Source organism: Azospirillum tabaci (assembly GCF_014596085.1).
GTDB lineage: Bacteria > Pseudomonadota > Alphaproteobacteria > Azospirillales > Azospirillaceae > Azospirillum > Azospirillum tabaci.
In genome coordinates this window covers 1-19,185 of sequence record NZ_JACCJY010000030.1, presented here as the reverse complement: position 1 = coordinate 19,185, position 19,185 = coordinate 1, and the positions used below count along the sequence as shown (strand labels likewise).

Genomic DNA, 19,185 nt, shown 5'->3' with positions numbered 1-19,185 from the left:
GAGGCGCGCGATGGCCGCACCCTATGTTCTGCACATGTTGACGCCGCTCAAGCACGTCAGCGCCTTCGACGTCAACATGGCGGCGGACGCCGGCATGGGGCCGCTGTTCCCCTACACCGGCGTCGCGCTGGAGGAGGTCACCGGCATCACCCAAGACGCGATGTTCTCCCGCGACCCCGCGAACGCGGCGCGCACCGGGCTGTTCATCGGCGGGCGCGACGCCGTGCTGGCGCTCGACATGATGGACGCCGCCCGCAAGGCCATGTTCGCGCCCTTCACCATCTCGGTGATGGCCGATCCGTCGGGCGCCTTCACCACGGCCGGCGCCATGGTCGCCGTCGTCGAGCGCGCCCTGCGCCGCAGCCATCCGGACGGGATCAAGGGGCTGACTCTCAAGGTTTTCGGCGCGACCGGCGTGGTCGGCGGGATCGCCGCCGTGATCGCGGCGCTTGCCGGCGCTCGCGTCACCCTGGTCAGCCACCGTGGCCTGTCGGGCGTGGAGCCCAAGGCGGCCGAGTTCCGACGGCGCTTCGGAGTGGAGCTTGCCTGCGCCGACGCGCCCGACGACGCGGCCCGAGAGGCACTGCTCACCGATGCCGAGGTGGTGTTCGGCTGCGGTCGGGCGGGTGTGCAGATCCTGTCGGCGCGCAACCTCGCCGCGGCGGGCCGGCTGCTCGTCGCGGCGGACATCAACGCGGTGCCACCGTCCGGCATCGAAGGGGTCGGCCCCAAGGACAACGGCACGCCGCTCCCCGGCGGGCGCGGCGTCGGCGTCGGCGCGTTGGCGGTCGGCGCCGTCAAGTTCCGGGTGCAGCACGCCCTGCTGACGCGTCTCGCTGCAGCGAAGACAGCGGTGTATCTGGATTTCTGCGATGCCTACGATGCGGCCCGCCAGATCGCCGGCTAAGTCGCCGGGTGATGGGCCGGACATCGTGGTCGCGGCCCTGTCGGCGCGGGCGCTGGCCGCCGCCGCCCGCCGCGCCGGTCATCGCCCGGCGGCCATCGATCTGTTCGCCGATCTCGACACCAGACGGCTTGCCGATCCCTGCCTGCGGTTGCCCTCCGAAGCGCTTCGCCTGGAATCCGCCCTCCTTCGGGACGCCTTGGCCCGAGCGGAACTGCGCGGCTTGCCTCTGGTCTACGGCGCCGGCTTCGAAGACGATCCGGCGCTGCTGGCGCGCGTCGCGGAGGACCGCCCCCTGATGGGCAACCGGCCCGAGGTGGTGGCGCGCGTCAAGGACCCGTTCCGCTTCGCCGCCGCCCTGGACCGGCTCGGCATTCCCCATCCACCGGTCGCGCCGGCCTTGGACGGATCGCCCGGCGTCCATCTGCGGAAGCGGATCGGCGGCAGCGGCGGCGCGCACGTCACCGCCGCGACGGAAGTCCAGGCCAAGCCGGGCTGGTACGTCCAGCGCCGGGTTGCCGGCCATGCTCTGTCGGTCCTCTTCCTCGCGGACGGCGACCGCGCGGTCATTGTCGGGCTGAGCCGGCAGTGGACCGCACCGATCGCGGCAAGCCCCTACCGCTACGGCGGTGCCGCCGGACCATGGCGCAGCCCGGAGCGGTGGACCCGCACCTTGCCCGCCATGATCGGCCGTCTCACGGCGGCCTTCGAGCTGGTCGGGCTGAACAGCGCCGATTTCCTGGTGACCGGCTCGGCCATTCATCTGTTGGAGATCAACCCGCGACCGGGCGCGACTCTGGACGTCTTCGACCGTCCGCCGATGCCGCCTTTGCTTGGCCTTCACCTCGACGCCTGCGGCGGGCGCCTGCCTGAGCAACTTCCGGTGCTGTTGGGGTGTCGGGCGGCGTTGGTGTTCTACGCCGACGTCCCCACCCGGATCGAGGCGGGCCGGCTTTGGCCGGCCTGGACCGCCGACCGGCCGGCGGCACCGACCATGATCGGGCGCGACGAGCCGGTCTGCACGGTGTTCGGGGAGGGTCCCAGCGCCACCGCGGCGCGGCGTCATGCCGAACGGCGGCAACGCGAATTGGCGGCCCTCGCCGCGATGGAGATGCAGTGATGACCACGGAAACGCCGTCCGATCCGCGTCCAAGCCTCGCCGCGCTGTCGGCGCCGCTGGTCGAACGGCTGGTGGCCGATGCCCCGGTGCTTCGTATCGGCATTGAGAGGGTCGGCGGGGCCTGCGTCGTCGATGCCGGGATCGGCCATCCCGGTGGGCTGGAGGCCGGGCGGCGCATTGCCGAACTGTGCATGGGCGGCCTTGGCCGGGTGGCATTCGGCCCGGTCCCCGGCCCGCCGTCCTGGCCGTTCGGCGTCACCGTCCACAGCGCGCAGCCGGTCCTCGCCTGCCTCGGCAGCCAGTATGCCGGCTGGAGCCTCAGCCACGGCAGCGGCAAGGGGGCCTTCTTCGCGCTGGGCTCCGGCCCCGGCCGCGCGTTGGCCCGGCAGGAGACTCTGTTCGACGAACTGGCCTACCGCGACATGGCCGACGCGGCGGCCTTCGTCATGGAGGCGACGGCGGTGCCACCCGCCGAACTGGTCGCCCACATCGCCGCCACCTGCGGCATCGCCACGGACCGGCTGACCCTGGTTCTCACCCCGACCCAGAGCCTCGCCGGGACCACCCAGGTGGTCGCCCGGGTGCTGGAAGTCGCCCTGCACAAGCTGCACGTCCTCGGCTTCCCGCTCGACCGCGTCGTCGACGGCATCGGCATGGCGCCGCTTCCCCCACCGGGTGGCGGCTTCCTCACCGCGATGGGCCGCACCAACGACGCGATCCTCTACGGCGGCACGGTCCATCTGCACGTCACCGGCGCGGACGGCGAGGCGGAGGATCTGGCGCGCCGCCTGCCCTCCTCCGCCTCGCGGGACCACGGGCGCCCCTTCGCGGAGATCTTCGCGGCGGCGAAGGGAGACTTCTACGCCATCGATTCCATGCTGTTCAGCCCGGCGCGCGTGACCGTCACCGCCCTGGACAGCGGGCGCAGCTTCCACGGTGGGACCCTCGCGCCGGACCTCGTGGAGCGGTCGTTCCGCGATGTCCGGTGAGCGCGCCGCCCTGATCCTCACCGAACGGCCTGACTGGCACACGCCGCGACTGGTCCGGGCCATCGAGGCGCGCGGCCTGGCCTGCCGCTGCGTCTCGCCGCGGCGTTGTGGGATCGCCGTCGGCTACACGGCGACGGGCCTGCTGATCCCCGGCTTCGAGGATGCCCTGCCGGCGGGTGTGTTTGTCCGCGCGGTGGGCCAGGGCAGCTTCGAACAGGTGACGCTGCGTCTGGGCGTGCTCCACGCGTTGCGTCACCTGGGGGTGCCGGTCCACAACGACGCGCGGGCCATCGAGCGCTGCGTGGACAAGAGCATGACCAGCTTCCTGCTGGGCCGCGCCGGGCTGCCCACCCCGCCGGCCCTCGCCGTGCAGGAGGCCGAGCCGGCCCGGCGCATCATTGACCACGCGCCCGGCCAGGTGCTGAAACCGCTGTTCGGCGCGCAGGGTCGCGGCCTGCAACGGCTCGACGGGCCGGGGGCGCTGCCCGATGCCGAGCCGGTCGCCGGGGTTTACTACCTTCAGCCCTTCATCCCGCCGCGGAACGAGGGCGCGTGGCAGGACCGCCGCGTCTTCGTGGTGGGCGGGCGGGCCGTCGCTGCGATGACCCGGCATGGGCGGAGCTGGATCACCAACGTCCATCAGGGGGCGGACTGCGAGGCCGCTCCCGACGACGACGAAGCCGCCGGGCTCGCCGTCCGTGCCGCGGCGGTGGTCGGTGCAAGCTATGCCGGCGTCGACCTGATCCAGGACCGGGCTGGGCACTGGCTGGTTCTGGAGATCAACAGCATGCCGGCGTGGCAAGGGTTGCAGCGGGTCAGCGCGGTGAACATCGCCGACGCCCTGGCCGCGGATTTCGTGGAGCGGGTGGGCGCATGATCGCCTGGGCGCCGATCCCCCCTGATCCTGCGTCCGGCGTGGCCGGCGCCTACCGCGCCGCCTGCCACTTGGAACTGCGCGCGCTGAAGCCTGGAAACGTCCACATCCATGCCGACGGTCACGGCATGACCGTCGGCCAGTTCCTCGCCAGCGCCGACGCGACCGCACCCATCCTCGCCCGGCCGGGGCTGAGTGTCGGGGAGCGGCTGCACGCCGCCGTCCTCGCCACGCGGGAAGCCGCCGGCTGCAACACCAACCTTGGCATCCTGTTGCTGGCAGCGCCACTGGCCCAGGCCGCGCTGATGCCCGGCGGCAGCCCTTTGCGCGACCGGCTGGGCCACGTTCTCGCCACCCTGACGGTGGCGGACGCGGAACTGGCCTTCCAGGCCATCGCGCTGGCCGGACCCGCCGGACTGGGCAGCGTGGAAGGAGCGGACGTACACGCCCCGGCGCGGGTGACCCTGCTCGACGCCATGCGGGAAGCGCGAGACCGCGACCGGATCGCCCGGCAATACGTGACGGACTTCGCGGACATCTTCGAAACCGGTGTGCCGAGCTTGCGGCGATGGCTGGACGCCGGAGTGGATCTCGAGCGGGCCACGGAGATGATTTATGTCGAATTTCTCGCCACCGTGCCCGACAGCCATGTCATCCGAAAATACGGGCGGGAGCGCTCTGAATGGTTACGCGCGCGGGCTTCGGAATTGAGGGAAAACACGGCCCCGGATCGTGCATTCACGCTAACGCGATCGCGCTTGGCGGAAATGGACCGGGACCTCAAATACAATGGCGTCAACCCGGGAACGACCGCGGATATTGTGGTGGGTTGCCTGCTCGCGTTCTGGCTCATGCAATCGCCGTAGCCGCCCGTAATAACGGACGTTCTTCAAGACGACGCGCTCCGCGAAGAACGCCGACATCACTAGGGAGAAAGGACATGCCGATGTGGGGAGGACAATCCACGAAGATCAACCGCGTGCTCGTCGGTGAATCGCTGGTCGGTGATGGGAACGAAGTCGCCCACATCGACCTGATCATGGGACCGCGCGGCAGCGCCGTGGAAACGGCCTTCTGCAACGCGCTGACCAACAACAAGGACGGCTTCACCGCCCTTCTCGCCGTCGTCGCGCCCAACCTGATGTGCAAACCGGCAACCATCCTGTTCAACAAGGTCACCATCAAAGGCGCCGAACAGGCGGTGCAAATGTTCGGTCCCGCCCAGCACGCCGTCGCCAAAGCCGTGGCCGACTGCGTGTCGGAAGGCACCATCCCGCAGGAGGAGATCGACAACATCTTCATCTGTGTCGGCGTCTTCATCCACTGGGAAGCCAAGGACAACGCCAAGATCCAGGACTACAATTACCGTGCCACCAAGGAAGCCATCGAACGCGCGGTCGCCAGCTTCCCGAGCGCGCAGGACCTGCTGAGCCGGAAGGACAAGGTGAAGCATCCCTTCGCCGCGTGACGGGCTTATCGGGACAGGGCATCCAGCTCCGCGCCGCCGATGCGGCCGTCGTGCAGCGCCGTCGCCACCAGGGCACCGGCGCTGCCGCGCGCCGCGAGTTCCCGGAGATCGTTGCCGTCGCGCACCCCGCCGGCGGCGAACAGGCTTGCCTGCGGCTTGGCCTGGCCGATCTCGGCGAGGCGGCTCCAGTCCGGCCCCTCGCCCGACCCGACGCGGGCGAGAGTCATGGCGATGATCCGCTGCGGCCACAGGTCGGGGCGGTCCAGCAGGCCGGGCGGCCCGACGAAACGGTCGCGGAAATCGAGCGAGAGGATCACCCGCGCCCAGGCCGGATCGGCCTTCAACGCAACCAGCGGCGCGAGACCGTCCAGGCTTTCGCTGCCGAGCACGGCGTCGCCAAGCCCCGACGCGACGAAGCCACGCACCGCGTCGGCGGTGCGGAGCCCGGCATCGACCCAGAATCCGACGTCGGGATAGGCCGTTTTCAGCCGGGCCAGCGCCGGCCGGTTGTCGCCGTTGCCCTGGATGGCGTCGAGGTCGGCGGCATAGACGACCCGGAACGGATGCAGGCGGAGCAGGCCGCCGACCACCGCCACCGGGTCGTTGCCGGCGCACAGCGGGGAGCGCAGCGGCGGGTAGCGGCGCCGGTCGCCGCGGCGGGCATGAACCACGCCGCCATCCCTCAGGTCGATCACCGGAACGACGTGGAACATCTCGCCCTCCCTCGGCTGCATGGTGACGGACGGCATGCGCATCCTGGTTGTTGAGTTCGTGACCGGCGGCGGCATGCCCTCGGAAACCGCCATCCCCGCCAGCCTCGCCCGCGAAGGCGACCTGATGCTCCACGCCTTGCTGGCCGACCTCCTTGAGGTGCCGGGAGCGGAGGTGACGGTCACGCGGGACGCCCGCCTTCCGTCGCTCGCCCCACCCGTGCGCAGCATAACCATCAGCAACCCGCGCGAGTCCTGGTCCCTTTGGGAGGACCTCGCCCGGCAGGCGGACGGCGTCTGGCCCGTCGCCCCGGAAACGGACGGCGTGCTGGAGCGCTTCAGCCGGATGGTCGAGGACAGCGGGTGCCGCCTGTTCAACAGCGGCGCCGAGGCCGTGGCTGTCGCGTCCAGCAAGGCGGCGACGGCGGCTATGCTGTCGGCGGCCGGCCTGCCCGTCGTCCCGGTCTGGCGGGTCGGCACCGTCGCTGCGGACGGCCCGCCGGGGAACGGTCCCTGGGTCGTCAAGCCCGACGACGGGGCCGGGTGCATCGACACTCGGCTGATCCGCGACCATACCGACTGGCGGGGCTGGCTGGCCGAGGCCGACCGGAGCGGCTTCGTGGTGCAACCCTTCCAGTCCGGCACACCGGCCAGCCTGTCGATGCTCTGCCGCGATGGGCGGGCTTGGCTGCTGACCGCCAACCGCCAAAATGTCTCGCTGTCCAACGGCCGCTTCTCCTACGGCGGGGGCGTCGTCGGTGGGATGGCGCTGTCCCCCGTCCTTTCCGATCTCGCGCAGGGCGTTGCGGCGGCGCTGCCCGGCCTGTTCGGGTGCGTGGGGGTCGATGTCATCGTCGGTCCCGATGGGCCGACGATCATCGAGGTCAACCCGCGCCTCACCACCTCCTCCGTTGGTGTGCGGCGGGCGACGGGGCTGAACGTCGCCGCCGCGGTGTTGGATCTGGCGCGTGAACCGCCGGTCCCGCCGCAGCCGGTGACGCGCATCGAACCGGTCCTTCTGACGCTGGAGGAGTGAGGCATGGATGGCGGCGCGTTGATCGGGCTGGACATCGGCGGGGCGCATCTGAAGGCGGCCTTGTTCGACGAGACGGGAACGCTCCGCGACCTCGACCAATGGCCTTGCCCGCTCTGGCAGGGTCTCGACCGGCTGGAGCAGGCCGTCGCGGCGGTGATCGCCCGCTGGGGCCAGCCATGCCACGTTGCCGCGACGATGACCGGAGAGTTGGCGGACCTGTTCGACGACCGCGCGGACGGCGTGCGCCGTATCACCGCTACGATGCGGTCCGCCCTGCCCGCCGCAACATTCACCGTTTTCGCCGGCCCCCGCGGGCTGGTCCCGGTCGATGCTGTGCCGGATTGCGCGGAGGCGGTGGCCTCCGCCAACTGGTACGCCACGGCGCTGCTGGCCGCGGCGGGCGGAGACGGTGTCCTGCTGGATGTCGGAAGCACCACGACCGACATCGTCCCGCTCGTCGGCGGCGGTCCACGCCATGCCGGCTATTCCGACGCCGAGCGGCTGGACAGCGGCGAGTTGGTCTACACGGGGGTCGTGCGCACCCCGGTCATGGCGGTGGCCCGCGCCATCCCCTACGACGGGCGCTGGCGCACGCTGATGGCGGAGCTGTTCGCGACGATGGCCGACGTCCATCGCCTTACCGGCACGCTGCCGGAGGGCGCCGACCAGCACCCGACGGCGGACGGGCGCGAGCATGGCGTCGCGGCCAGCGCGCGGCGCCTGCTGCGGATGGTGGGCGACGACCTGGAGCCGGATGGCCTCCCGAAGGCCCGTCGCCTCGCCGGCCATCTCGCCGAACGCCAGTTCCGTCAGATCGAGGACGCGCTCGATCAGGTGCTGTCGCGGGGTCTGATGGCGGACGCTCCTCCGCTCGTCGGCGCCGGGGTTGGCCGGTTCCTGGTGCGACGTCTGGCCGAACGCCGGGGATCGGCCTATCGGGACTTCGAAGCGCATCTGCCGGTCGCGCCGGCCTTGCGGGAGCGCGCGGGATGGTTCGCTCCCGCCGTCAGCGTCGGCTGGCTGGCCTTCGACGGTGCGTCGCACAAACACCTTTGCCCGATTGCCGCGCCCGTCGACGCGGTCACATACTTGCGCAATTGAACACAACGCAGGACCGGACGATGGCTGCTGCGGCCACGTTCCTCCGGCCGTCCGCGCGTGCGGCGCTGGCCGGCGTCTGGCTGTTCGTCTGGCTGTCCTGGGCGGCCCCGGCGCCGGCCGATCCCCTGCCCGTGTTCGAGGTCGCTCCCGGTGTGTTCGTGCACGCGGGCCGCCACGAGGAAACCGACGCGACCAACGCCGGTGACATCGCCAATTGCGGGTTCATCATCGGGGACGACGCGGTCGCCGTGATCGACAGCGGCGGGTCTCCGACCATCGGCCACCGCCTGCGCGAAGCCATCCGGGTCCACACCGACCGGCCCATCCGCTACGTCGTCAACACCCATATGCACCCGGACCATCTGTTGGGGAACGCGGCCTTCCTACCCGACCAGCCTGATTTCGTGGCGCACGGCAACTTCCAGGCGGCCCTGGCGGCGCGCGGGGACCACTACCGGCAAGCGTTCGACGCCGCCGTCGGTCACGCCGCCGCCGCGGAGGTCCGGATCATCCCGCCGACCCTCGTGGTCTCCGACCGCCTGGAACTGGATCTGGGAGGGCGCGTGCTCGACCTCGTCGCGTGGCCGGTGGCCCACACGGACAACGACCTGACGGTGCTCGACCGGCAGACCAAGACGCTGTGGGCCGGGGACCTGCTGTTCATGGAGCGGGCGCCAGCCATCGACGGCTCCGTCCTCGGCTGGCTGCGCACCCTCGACGCTCTGGCCAAGGAACCGGCGGCGCGCGTCGTTCCCGGACACGGCCCGCCCTCGGCCCCCTGGCCGGACTCCGCTGCGGACCTGCGCCGCTACCTGGGTCGTGTGGTCGAAGGCGTCCGCAAGGTGCAGGCCGCCCACGGCACCATTCAGCAGGCGGTCGAAACGGCCGCCGCCGACGAGGCGCCGCGCTGGCGCCTGTTCGAGTCCTACAACCCGCGCAATGTGACGGCGGCCTTCGCCGAACTGGAATGGGAATGACACCATGACCACACCGCACCGGACCATTTCCACGCTGTCGGGCTCCACGCTGGCGGGAGCGGCGCTGCTGAGCCTGTGCAGCGCCAGCGCTCTGGCGGCCTCGCCGCAGGAAGAGCGCTGGGACATGCTGCGCGACATGTATTTCTCCGGTCGCACGGTCGAGGATGCCGGGCCGCTCCTCAGCCTGGAGGCTCCGAAGCGCGCCAATGACGCGGCGGTCGTTCCCATCCGGATCGTGACGGCGCCGGAAGGCGGCGTCCAGGTGACCGCGGTCCATCTCATCGTCGATGAGAATCCTGTGCCGATGGCCGCGACCTTCCGGTTCGCCCACGGCGACAGCCCGCAGGCGGTCGACACCCGCGTCCGGGTCAACGCCTACACCAACGTCACCGCCGTGGCGGAAACCGTCGACGGGCGGCTGCTCCGCACCACGCAGTTCGTCAAGGCGTCCGGAGGATGCTCCGCCCCGGCGCTGAAGAACGCCCAGCTCGCCGTTGCCCGCATGGGCAAGATGAAGCTGAATCTGCCCGACAGCATCGTCGCCGGAAAGCCGCTGACCGCGCAGCTGCTGATCAGCCACCCCAACTACACCGGCATGCAATACGACCAGCTCAACTATTACTTCATTCCGGCCCATTATGTGAAAACCGTCGCCATCCGCTACAACGGGGCGCCGGTGCTCGACGTGCAATCGGACATCTCGTTGAGCGAAGACCCCAGCATTCATTTCTCCCTGGTGCCGGACGAGCAGGGAACGCTGGAGGTCACCGCCGAGGATTCGAACGGACGGGTTTTCCAGGAGAGCTGGCCGATCCGCGCCAATTCCGGTTCATGAACGGAGCGCGCCGCGCCGTCGGACCGGTCAGAAGCATTTCAGGTCGGCGGCGACCTGGGCCTGCCGGAACTCGTTCAGGAGGTCCTTGATCCACCCCACGTCGCGCATGAGCGCGGCACGCTCGCCCGGTGCCTCCTGCATGCCCCGCGCGGTCTCCACCGCCACATAGCTGTCGTAGGGGAAATGCGCGGCGATCTCGTCGATGCTGCAAGAACATTTGCGCACGACGTCCGGTCCCTGTCCGTTGGACACCATGCAGCCGAGAACGTAATCGACGCGGGCGTAGGTGGGATAGCCGTCCTCGGCCTGCGCCGTGCCGCATCCGATCAGAACCGCGATCAACGCAACAAGAGCACCATTCCTTGTCATCGGTTCGGGTCCATGCTGGTCAGTCCCAAGAAGCGCGTCCCCATGGTGTGACGACCAAGCAATCCGCCTCAAGCACGCATTTGGCGATTTACGCCGGAGATTGCTGCGGGGTCGACCAACCGATCAAAGACAGATCCGAATAAATTCGGCTTTCTTTCACCACAAAACATTCATACGTATTTTCCACGCCACTATCCCTTCGTAGGGTGGCCGCTCCAGGATTGGGTCGGTAGGCTTCCTCAAGAGGGCCAAAACCACAGATGGTCCTTTTCATCCATCCAGAAACTGAGGGAGCGCATCATGAAGACTTGGCGCAAACCGAAAATCCGTGTGATCGCCGTCGGCACCGAAATCAACGCCTACGCCTGCGCCCAGCTTTGATGGCGTGGTAACGGCAATGCCGTGTGACTCATCATGCCCACCACCGACTTTTGAGCGGGCAGCGGCGAGCCTCGTCTCCGCTGCCCGCTCGCCTGTTTCGACAAGGTTGCCAAGCAAGGGCCGGCCTGAGCTTGGGCACCGGATTCACGCCGGGCGCAACGGCTCGAACCGGGCGAACCATTGGCCCGCGCCGTCCGGCCCCGCGGCGTCATAGTGCAGTGACGACAGACGCATACGGCCGGCGCCCTCCAAGCGTGGACCCGTCGCCATGGTGTGAAAGCCCTCGCCACCCACCACGCGGTGCACGATGGTGAGGTAAAGCCGCGACAGCGCTCCATCCCGCAGCATGGTGGACAGCATGCGGGGGCCGGTCAGCAGATACACACTGCGGAAGCCGAGCTTGCCGAGTTCCCGGACCAGAGGCGCCCCCTCCACCGACGCGCCGTCTCCAGCGATGAGCACCGGATACCCACGCGCGCGCAACGCGTCGACCCGATCACGCGGAGCCTGCCGGCCGGTCGCAACCAGAACGCGCTGCTTTTCCCGGATCACCGACTCAGGCATTGGAAAATCCAGGCTGGCACTGGCGACCACGACGGCGGGCTGGGCGGACAGGCCGTTCTCCAGCCGCCACCGCGCGAGGTCGCGGTCCATGGCGCGCGTTCCGATCTGCAACACATCATCCAGCCGGCCCGCCGCGAGATCGCGCAGATAGCCGCTGTGGGTGACGAGACAATCGGCCTGGGCCTGCAACTCGAGGAACAGGCGGAAATCGTTCTCGCTGGTGATCTCGACCGGCAGGTGGCTGGCTCCGGTGACGGCATCCGGCAAGGCGATGCGCCCGTCGAGGCTGCCGACGAAGCTCGCATAGACGAACGGCGCCGCGGCGCTGCCCAGGGTATGGAGCGCGTCGGCCACATAGAGACCGGTCAATGCCATCTCTTCGGACGGTCCCGGAAAAAGCCTCAGCACACGCGCAGCCATACCCGACAATAGCATCGCCTTTTCCGCGGCCAACAGCGCGGAAGGAGGGGAGCGCGGCCGCCCTCTCCGTCAGGCGAACCAGCGGGCGACATCACCGGTCTGCCCAACGACGGTGACGCTCACCCCTGGCCGCAGATCGAGCACGGTGTTGCCGTTCACGACCCTCGCCGAGGCGATCACGCTTCTGAGATCGAGCGAGGGGTCGAACAGCGCCAGCCGGTCGGTGCCGGCTGAGAAATCCATCACCACCGACCCGCCGGACGCTCCACCAAGGGCGAAGGTGTCCGCCCCGGCACCACCCCACACCGTGTCGGCCCCCTGGCCGAGGAACAGGAGGTCGTCCCCCGCCCCGCCGACCAACAGGTCATCGCCGGCCCCGCCGAACAGCGTGTCGTTGCCGTCCTCGCCGAACAGCGTGTCGTTGCCCGCTCCGCCATCGGTCAGGTCGTTGCCGGTTCCCAGCGACAGGATGTCGTCGCCGGTCCCACCGAACAGAGTGTCGTTGCCATCCTCGCCGAACAGCGTGTCGTTGCCCGCCCCGCCATCGGCCAAGTCGTTGCCGGTTCCCAGCGACAGGATGTCGTTGCCGTCCTCGCCGAACAGAGTGTCGTTGCCGTCAACGCCGAAGAGGGTGTCGTTGCCCGTGCCGCCGAACAGAGCGTCGTCGCCGCCTTCACCGATCAGGATGTCGTCGCCGGCACCGCCGCCCATCGTGTCGTTGCCGGCCCCACCACCCATCGTGTCGTTGTCGACGCCGCCATCCATAAGGTCGTCGCTGTCGCCTCCGTGCATCAGGTCGTCGCCGTCGTCGCCATACAGCGTGTCGTTGCCGAGCGTGCTGGCCACAGTGTCGTTGCCGCCACCGCCCGACAGGAGGTCGTCGCCGGGGCCGAGGATGATCGACTGGCGGCTGGCGTCGCCATACACCACCTGGTTGCCCTCGCCCCCAGTCAGCGTCGCCGATCCGATGACCGCAGCGAACGACACCGTGTCAAGCTGGATGGCCAGCGGTCCCGCAGCCCCGGTCGTGTCGATGATCAGAGCCGTCGGCAGGATGGGGCCTAGGGTGGCGCCGGTGACCCGGACCGCCGTCCCCGGCGTGCCGGACGCGGTGAAGGCGAGCGTGCGCAGAAGCAGGGACGCCTGCTGCGACAGCGTGTTCAGGAAACGGGCGCCGCCGCTGGACAGGTCGGACCGCGATGCCGATCCCGCCGTCGTGCGCGCCTCGATCTCGCGGATCAGGTCGGCCTGCGCCAGGAACGCCCCCTCGCGGGCCGCCGGACCGCTCGCCGTCACGCCCACTCCGGTCGGCAGGCCGACCTGCAGCGTGGTCGCCGTCGACGGCTGTCCGGCCGAGGGGTCGGTCACCGTCTCCCGGACCAGCGGCACGTCGGCCAGCCGGGCGTTCGGGCTGGCGAGGTCCTCCAGGCGGCCGTCGGCGGGTGCCTGGACCACCACGGTGCTGACAGCCTTTCCGTTGGACTGCGACGCGAGTGTCTGGACATGCGCGCCGTCCACCAGCGTTCCCGCCGCCTTCGCCGCGGTCGCCGTCCCAGCCGCCGAGACGTTGCCCGCCGCGTCTGTCAGCGTGACCGCCAGGGACAGGGTGCCGTCGGCCAGACCGGACACGTCGATGCCACCGACTGTGCCGCCGGACCCGGAGAGCGTCCCCGTTCCAGTCAGCGGGCCGCCGCCGCCCGAGGAGGAGAGGGTCCAGCGGTAGACCGCCCCGCTCTCGCCGCCGGACAGAGCAAATCCGACGCTGCTCTGCTTGTCGCGGTCGATGGATGCATCGGCGAAGGCCAGCGTGGGCGCCGTCGGAGCAACGGTGTCGACGATCGCCGACAGGGCGCCTGAGGCCGGACCGGTGTTGCCCGCCGCGTCGGTGGCCCGGGCGGTGAAGGCGTGGGTGCCGTCCGCCAGGGGCGTCGCGCTGAGATCGGCGACCCAAGCGCCTTGCGCGTCGGCGGTGACCGTCGCCACCTCCGCCCCGCCATCGGACAGGACGACCCGGCTGTTGGCCTCCGCCGTGCCGCGGACGAAGAGCCGGTTGCGGTTGGTGTTGGTGGCCGTCACCGGCAGCGTGCCGGCGGAGTCGGCGCTCACCGCGGTGATCGTCGGGCTGCCGGGCGGGGTGACGTCCACCATCGGCAGGGTCAGCGTGCCGCTGGCCGGCGTGGTGAGGCCGTCGCTGACCGTCACCGCGACCGTCGCCGTGGCGGCGGTGCCGCCGGTGATCCGCAGGGCGGCCAGCGTCGCGTTCACGTCGGCGACCGAGCCGCTGATCGTCAGCGTTCCGTCGCCCGCCGTCGCGACGGACGCCTGCCCCGCCGCCGTGGCCCCCAGGGTCGCCTGGGACGGGGTCAGGGTCACCGTGATCGACGGGCTGTCCGGATCGGCGACCTGGATGCCCGTCAGCGCCGTGGCGAGGCCCTGGTCGAGGGTGATCGGCTGGGGCAGCGTGAGCGTCGGGGCGACCAGGGTCGCCGGGTCGGCGATGGTCACGGCGATGGTCGTCTCGGCGTCGGTGGTCAGCGTGCCAAGGTCGCTGGTCGTCACCCGGATCGTTCCGGAAGTCTGGCCCGTCGTGCCGGTGAAGGTCACGGTGGCCAGCGTGGCCGTGATGTCGGCCTGGGTGCCGAGCAGGCGCCAGACGCCCGCGGACGGCTGGGTTAGCGTCACCCCGCCCTGCGCCGTCAGGGCCAGCGCGCCGTTGGCGGGGGTCAGCGTGACCTGCAGAATCGGGCTGTCGTAGTCGCTGACCGACAGGCCGGTCACCGCCGTCGCCACGCCGGAAATCACCGACAGGGCGGTCGGCACGCTGTGCTCCGGCGAGGACAGCACGCCGATGACCAGCAGGTTGTCGGCGTCGGGGGTCAGCGGCTGGTCGTCGGAAGATTCGAACCGGATCGACGCGCTGGTGACGTTGCGCGACGCGGTGAACTCGAGCTGCTGCAGCGTGCGGTTCACGTCCTCCAGCGACCCGGTGAGCCGGACCGTGCCGTTGCCGAGGTCGCTCGTCGTGGCCGAGCCATAGAGCGGCAGGGTGAGGGCGCCGTTGGTCGGCGTCAGCACCACGGTCATCGTGCCGCCGTCGACGTCCGTGATCTCCAGCCCCAGCACCTCCGTCGAGCGGCCGGCGACCAGGGTCGGGCTGCTCGGCAGCACGTTGGCCGGCGGCGACTGGATGGCGATGGCGAGCGTGCCCGAGGCGTCCGGCGTCGAAGGATCGCCGTCAACCACCGTCACCGCGATGCTGCCCGACGTCTGCCCTCCCGACCCGGTGAAGACCAGCGTGGCCAGCGTCGTGTTGACGTCGGCCACGCTGCCGCTGACCGTCACGGCGCCGTCGCCGGCCGTGCTGACCGATGCGGGGCCGGCAAGGCCGAGGCGGCCGTTGCCGGGAGTGAGGGTCACCGTCACGGTGGCGCTGTCGCCGTCCATCACCGACAAGCCGGCGATGGCCGTGGCCGTCCCCGCCACCACCGTCCTTGCGGTGGGCAGGGCGAGCTTCGGGTCGATCGGGTCCTCGTTGCGGATGGTCCCCGACGCCGACGCCGTCTCGATCGCCGTCGCCGCGACCGACGGGTTGGACAGGGTGACGGTGAAGGTCTCGTCCGGTTCGATGTCCGCATCGCCCGACACCAGGATGGTGATGGTCTTCGTCGATTCGCCATCGGCGAAGGAGACGGTGCCCGACGGCAGGGTCCCGCCGAAATCGGCGGCGTTGAGCGTGGCGCCTCCAGCCCCGTCGCCGGCCGCCACCGTCCAAGCCGCCGTCAGAGCGCCGCCCGTGTTGCCGGCGCGGGTGACGGTGAAGGTGAAGACAGTGGAACCGCTGTCGCCCTCGCGCTTGTCGGCGTCGGTCGCCGCGATGGCGAGGCGCGACGGGACGACCACGGCCACCTGGGCCGCGCTGATCTGCTGCTGGAGGTTCGTGCCGGTGAAGGCGGCGACCGCGCCCGACACGTCGCCCGCGGCGGTGCCGCTGCGCAGCTCGTCCGCCGCCGTGCCCTGCGCCACCACCTGGGCCTGGGCCATCTGGGTCAGCCCGTCGAGGCCGCCGCTGTTGGTCGTGCCCGCGGTGATCACCGCGCCGTTCGACGCGGCGATCACGTTGGCGGCACCGCCCGTCACCGCGGCCAGCTTGGCGCTGTCCACGGCCCCGATCCGCGCCCCCGCGGCAGCCAGGATGGCGGCCAGGACCACCGGATCGGCGAGGTCGATCGTGCCGCCGGCCGGGATGGCCTTGACCGCGTCGGCGATGGCGCCCACCAACGCCCGACCGATCACGCCGCTGGCCCGCGGCGTGCCGATCACCACCGCGGCGAGCACGGCGCTGCCCTGGACGATCACGTTGGCGACGCTGGCCGCCGCGGCCTGGGTCTTCAGCGCGGTCGCGATGGCCGCGGCGTCCGCCCCGGTCGACGTCACCGCGACGATGGGGTCGTAGGTGAGCAGGTCGAGTCCGGCATCGAGGCCGAGCTTGCTCTTCAGCTCGGTCGCCGCCGCCGCGATCTCGCTGTCCGTTCCGGCGAGCCCCGCCATGCCCATGATGATGGTGGTCAGCGGCGTGATGACGGACGCCGAGCCCGGCGCCTCGTAGACGCCGGTGAAGGGCAGGTTAGTCGAGATGTCGGTACCGCCGATCATAACGATGGGGCCGGCCCCGCCGGGGATCGACCAGTTCCCCACCGCGTTGGTGGTCCCGAACGCCTCTCCGGCGTCGAGTTGGCCGTTGGCGTTGGCGTCGGCGAACACCGTGGCGCCGGCGATGTAGCCATCGATGGCGTGGCCGCCGCGGACATTGACCAGCACGTGGCTGGTGACCGGCGCGGCGCTTGCGAAACCGAGGTTGGTCACGGCGTTGCCGGCGCTGTCGCGGATCTGCGCGCCGTTCAGGTCGATGGTCCCGGCGACCACGATGCCGTCGCCGTCCAGATCGTCCGCGGCGACGGCGTAGCGGAACACCAGCTTGCCGGAGTCCACGCGCAGGAAGGTGGCGTAGCGGGTCTGGGTCCCGACGGTCAGCGCCAGCCGCGGCGAACCGCTGCCGGAGACGCTGACCGCGTCGCTGAAGGACACGGTGAAATCCAGTTTGTCGCCGCGCGCCGCCAGATAACGTCCGGCGGCCGGACCGGTCACCCCGGTGACGGTGGCGGCACGGTCGTCGTTGAGGATGGTGCCGGTCGCCGTCGCGGTCTCCACCGTGATCTTGGCGTCGGTCACCGTGGTCGAGGGGGAGAAGAGCAGGACCCGGAACTGTTCGTTGCCCTCGACCTGCCGATCGCCGCTGATCGGAACGGTGATGGTCTTGCTGGTCTCGCCGGCGGCGAAGGTGACGGTGCCGCTAGGCAGCGTGCCGCCGAAGTCAGCCGCGTCGGCAAGGCTGCCGCTCAAGCCGGTCGTTTCGACCTGCCATTTGACCGTGGTGGCACCCGAGGTGTCGCCGCGCCGGGTGATCGTGTAGGTCAGGCTGGAGGAACCGCTGTTGCCCTCCGCACTTGACAGGCTGGACGGGGTGAGGCTCAACCATTGGACCGGCGTCAGGCTGATCGTCACCGCCCGGCCGACCAGATTGGTCCCGTCGGACACGGCGTAGCTGAAGGCCCCCACGGCCCCGGTGGCGCCAAAGGGTGGTGTGTAGATCACCGCGGCGAGTTGGTCCGGTGTCAGCGTGTCGCCGACGGCGAGCGCCGTGCCGTCGTAACGCTGGAGCGTCCCGACCGTGGGCAGACCGGTGACCGTGATGGTCAACGGATCGCCTTCCGGATCGACCGGCTTGTCGATCGACAGGCCGACGCGGCTGGAGTTCTGGTCGATGGCGACGTGCTTGGCCTCCTGCACCGCCGGTGCGGTGTTGACGCCCCGCACCGTGATGGTCAGCGTCGCGGTGGAGGTCGCACCGGCTTGGTCGGTAACGGTGTAGCTGACCGTCTCCTGCCGGGTCTGGCCGAACAGCAGCGTGCCATAGCCGCCTGCCGGGTCGAAGCTGTAGCCGCCATCGGCGTTCAGGGTCAGCCGGCCGCCACCGGCCAGCGTGATCGCCCGGCCGACGTTGGCGGCGTCGCCGTTCACCGCGCTGACGGCCAGCCGGTCGCCGACGTCGGGGTCCGCGTCGTTGGACAGCACGCCATTGGCCGCAACCACCGTGACCGGCGTGAGCCGGTCGGTGCCGCCTGTATCGTTCGCCGCGACCGGAGCGTCGTTGACGTTGGCGACCTGGATGGTCAGCAGATCCGAAACCGTCGCGCCGGAGGCATCGGTCGCGGTGACGCGCACCGTCCGGGTGCCGACATCGGCGTTGCCCGGCGTGCCGGACAGGCGCCCGGTGGCCGCATCGAAGCTGAGCCAGGCGGGCAGCGCCGAGCCGTCGCCGCTGGTTGCGCTGAAGGTCAGGCTGTCGCCGGTGTCGGCGTCGCTGAAGGCTCCCGCCGGTACCGTGTAGGAAAAGGTTTGTCCCTGATCCACGTTGCGGGTGCCGAGCGCCTGGGCCGGCACCGGAGCGTCGTTGACCGACAGGACGTTGACACTGGTCGCGGTGTTCGTCACCGAGGCGCCGTCCGCGTCGGTGACCGTCACGGTGAAGGCCGTGGTCTCATGGGTGCCCGGAGCGGCCCGGTTGGCAACCGGCTGGAAGTCGAGCAGGCGCAAGGCGGCCTGGGCTGCCGCCGTGGAACTGGCGGTCAGGGTGTAGGTACCGGCGGCAGATTTGATAAATCCACTGGCGGTGAGGCTCGCGGCGGTGAAGACGCCGGTGGCGTCGCCGACCGTGCCGCCAGAATCGCGGACCGTCACCACGACTGTCTGGGCTTGGGTGGTCTCATTGTCGGAGACGGTCAAGGTGGTGAAGGGCCGGCGGCTGGCGGTGTCGTCGACCGCTTGGCCAGCCACCGCGCCATCGATGACGGGGGCCGTGTTGCTGGGCGGACTCCGGGTGTCGATTGCATAACCGACCGAGGTCGCGGTGCCTGTCGGACCGTTCCCAGCGGCGTCGCTCCACCCTGCTGCCACGGTGATCCGGCTGTCGGAAGCAACCGTCTCCGCGCTTGGGGTCAGGGTGGCGGTATAGACCCGACCGTCACTGCCGGGCAGGACAGACAGATTTGACAGCGTCCCGTTCTGTGTGGTGACCGCCGAGAGGGAAAAGCCGAGCGGCGCCTCGCTGAAGGTAAAGGTGATGGTTGCCGTCTCTCCCAAGCCGATCGTCGTCTTGCTCAGCGCAATGGCAACGGACGGTGCCCCGGTGTCGATGGTGACGGTCAGGGCGGTGGAGGCGGCCGAGGTGTTGCCCGCCGCATCGGTCACCGTGGCCGTCAGCGTGTGCGCACCGTCGCTCAGCGAGGCCGCCGCGATGCTCCAGGCACCCGCCGCCGCAGCGGTCACCGTGCCCAGGGCGGTGCTGCCCTCGTACAGCACAACCACCCCAGCCTCGGC

14 protein-coding genes are annotated in these 19,185 nt (G+C 70.4%); 10 read left to right on the top strand and 4 right to left on the bottom strand.

Features of this window, described 5'->3' with window-relative positions:
* Positions 1–10: 10 nt before the first annotated feature.
* The 6 genes from H0B54_RS23135 to fae all read left to right on the top strand — a co-directional run bounded on the left by H0B54_RS23135 (position 11) and on the right by fae (position 5,355).
* Positions 11–907 carry an NAD(P)-dependent methylenetetrahydromethanopterin dehydrogenase gene (locus tag H0B54_RS23135; protein WP_188262264.1) on the top strand — a complete coding sequence of 299 codons (897 nt, stop codon included), beginning with the start codon at positions 11–13 and terminating at the stop codon, positions 905–907.
* Positions 873–2,024, top strand: a complete 1,152-nt coding sequence (locus H0B54_RS23130; protein ID WP_246472706.1) for an ATP-grasp domain-containing protein — start codon at positions 873–875, stop codon at positions 2,022–2,024. Before H0B54_RS23135 ends, H0B54_RS23130 begins: the two co-directional genes overlap by 35 nt.
* Entirely contained in the window at positions 2,024–3,013 is a 990-nt protein-coding gene (gene mch, locus H0B54_RS23125; RefSeq protein ID WP_188262262.1) for a methenyltetrahydromethanopterin cyclohydrolase, read from the top strand. Before H0B54_RS23130 ends, mch begins: the two co-directional genes overlap by 1 nt.
* Complete coding sequence (locus H0B54_RS23120) at positions 3,003–3,890, top strand: RimK family alpha-L-glutamate ligase (protein WP_188262261.1); 888 nt, start codon at positions 3,003–3,005, stop codon at positions 3,888–3,890. Before mch ends, H0B54_RS23120 begins: the two co-directional genes overlap by 11 nt.
* Positions 3,887–4,753, top strand: a complete 867-nt coding sequence (locus H0B54_RS23115) for a triphosphoribosyl-dephospho-CoA synthase (RefSeq protein ID WP_188262260.1) — start codon at positions 3,887–3,889, stop codon at positions 4,751–4,753. Before H0B54_RS23120 ends, H0B54_RS23115 begins: the two co-directional genes overlap by 4 nt.
* 74 nt (positions 4,754–4,827) lie before the next feature.
* Positions 4,828–5,355: a formaldehyde-activating enzyme gene (gene fae, locus H0B54_RS23110; RefSeq protein WP_281390107.1), complete on the top strand. Its 528-nt coding sequence runs from the start codon at positions 4,828–4,830 to the stop codon at positions 5,353–5,355.
* A gap of 5 nt (positions 5,356–5,360) precedes the next feature.
* On the opposite strand, the gene H0B54_RS23105 is transcribed toward fae, so the two are convergent.
* Positions 5,361–6,104 carry a HisA/HisF-related TIM barrel protein gene (locus tag H0B54_RS23105; RefSeq protein WP_246472704.1) on the bottom strand — a complete coding sequence of 248 codons (744 nt, stop codon included), beginning with the start codon at positions 6,102–6,104 and terminating at the stop codon, positions 5,361–5,363.
* Here H0B54_RS23105 and H0B54_RS23100 point away from each other — a divergent pair.
* The 4 genes from H0B54_RS23100 to H0B54_RS23085 are packed head-to-tail and all read left to right on the top strand — an operon-like array spanning position 6,103 to position 10,014.
* Positions 6,103–7,101 (top strand): ATP-grasp domain-containing protein, encoded by a 999-nt coding sequence (locus H0B54_RS23100; RefSeq protein ID WP_188262259.1) that lies wholly within the window; start codon positions 6,103–6,105, stop codon positions 7,099–7,101. The two genes, H0B54_RS23105 and H0B54_RS23100, sit on opposite strands and share 2 nt — an antisense overlap.
* A 3-nt stretch (positions 7,102–7,104) precedes the next feature.
* On the top strand, positions 7,105–8,202 hold the full coding sequence (locus tag H0B54_RS23095) for a hydantoinase/oxoprolinase family protein (protein ID WP_188262258.1): 1,098 nt from the start codon (positions 7,105–7,107) through the stop codon (positions 8,200–8,202).
* A 20-nt stretch (positions 8,203–8,222) separates the two neighbouring features.
* Positions 8,223–9,179 (top strand): quinoprotein relay system zinc metallohydrolase 2, encoded by a 957-nt coding sequence (locus H0B54_RS23090; protein ID WP_094305666.1) that lies wholly within the window; start codon positions 8,223–8,225, stop codon positions 9,177–9,179.
* 4 nt (positions 9,180–9,183) lie between these two features.
* Complete coding sequence (locus H0B54_RS23085) at positions 9,184–10,014, top strand: quinoprotein dehydrogenase-associated SoxYZ-like carrier (protein ID WP_094305665.1); 831 nt, start codon at positions 9,184–9,186, stop codon at positions 10,012–10,014.
* A gap of 27 nt (positions 10,015–10,041) precedes the next feature.
* Here H0B54_RS23085 and H0B54_RS23080 read toward each other — a convergent pair whose 3' ends face one another.
* From H0B54_RS23080 to H0B54_RS23070, 3 genes are all read right to left on the bottom strand, one after another.
* The gene (locus H0B54_RS23080) at positions 10,042–10,383 is read right to left on the bottom strand and encodes a hypothetical protein (RefSeq protein WP_246472702.1); all 342 of its coding nucleotides are present in this window, start codon (positions 10,381–10,383) and stop codon (positions 10,042–10,044) included.
* 525 nt (positions 10,384–10,908) lie between these two features.
* Entirely contained in the window at positions 10,909–11,703 is a 795-nt protein-coding gene (locus H0B54_RS23075) for a RibD family protein (RefSeq protein WP_246472700.1), read from the bottom strand.
* 114 nt (positions 11,704–11,817) lie between these two features.
* On the bottom strand, positions 11,818–19,173 hold the full coding sequence (locus H0B54_RS23070; protein WP_343069011.1) for an Ig-like domain-containing protein: 7,356 nt from the start codon (positions 19,171–19,173) through the stop codon (positions 11,818–11,820).
* Between the last annotated feature and the right edge of the window lie 12 nt (positions 19,174–19,185).

Excerpts from the sequence above, each read along its gene's own strand:
- H0B54_RS23085 (WP_094305665.1), top strand. The coding sequence starts at position 9,184 with ATGACCACACCGCACCGGACCATTTCCACGCTGTCGGGCTCCACGCTG.
- H0B54_RS23090 (WP_094305666.1), top strand. The coding sequence starts at position 8,223 with ATGGCTGCTGCGGCCACGTTCCTCCGGCCGTCCGCGCGTGCGGCGCTG.
- H0B54_RS23120 (WP_188262261.1), top strand. The coding sequence starts at position 3,003 with ATGTCCGGTGAGCGCGCCGCCCTGATCCTCACCGAACGGCCTGACTGG.
- mch (WP_188262262.1), top strand. The coding sequence starts at position 2,024 with ATGACCACGGAAACGCCGTCCGATCCGCGTCCAAGCCTCGCCGCGCTG.
- H0B54_RS23100 (WP_188262259.1), top strand. The coding sequence starts at position 6,103 with ATGCGCATCCTGGTTGTTGAGTTCGTGACCGGCGGCGGCATGCCCTCG.
- H0B54_RS23135 (WP_188262264.1), top strand. The coding sequence starts at position 11 with ATGGCCGCACCCTATGTTCTGCACATGTTGACGCCGCTCAAGCACGTC.
- H0B54_RS23105 (WP_246472704.1), bottom strand. The coding sequence starts at position 6,104 with ATGCCGTCCGTCACCATGCAGCCGAGGGAGGGCGAGATGTTCCACGTC.
- H0B54_RS23080 (WP_246472702.1), bottom strand. The coding sequence starts at position 10,383 with ATGACAAGGAATGGTGCTCTTGTTGCGTTGATCGCGGTTCTGATCGGA.
- H0B54_RS23130 (WP_246472706.1), top strand. The coding sequence starts at position 873 with ATGCCTACGATGCGGCCCGCCAGATCGCCGGCTAAGTCGCCGGGTGAT.
- H0B54_RS23115 (WP_188262260.1), top strand. The coding sequence starts at position 3,887 with ATGATCGCCTGGGCGCCGATCCCCCCTGATCCTGCGTCCGGCGTGGCC.
- fae (WP_281390107.1), top strand. The coding sequence starts at position 4,828 with ATGCCGATGTGGGGAGGACAATCCACGAAGATCAACCGCGTGCTCGTC.
- H0B54_RS23095 (WP_188262258.1), top strand. The coding sequence starts at position 7,105 with ATGGATGGCGGCGCGTTGATCGGGCTGGACATCGGCGGGGCGCATCTG.
- H0B54_RS23075 (WP_246472700.1), bottom strand. The coding sequence starts at position 11,703 with ATGGCATTGACCGGTCTCTATGTGGCCGACGCGCTCCATACCCTGGGC.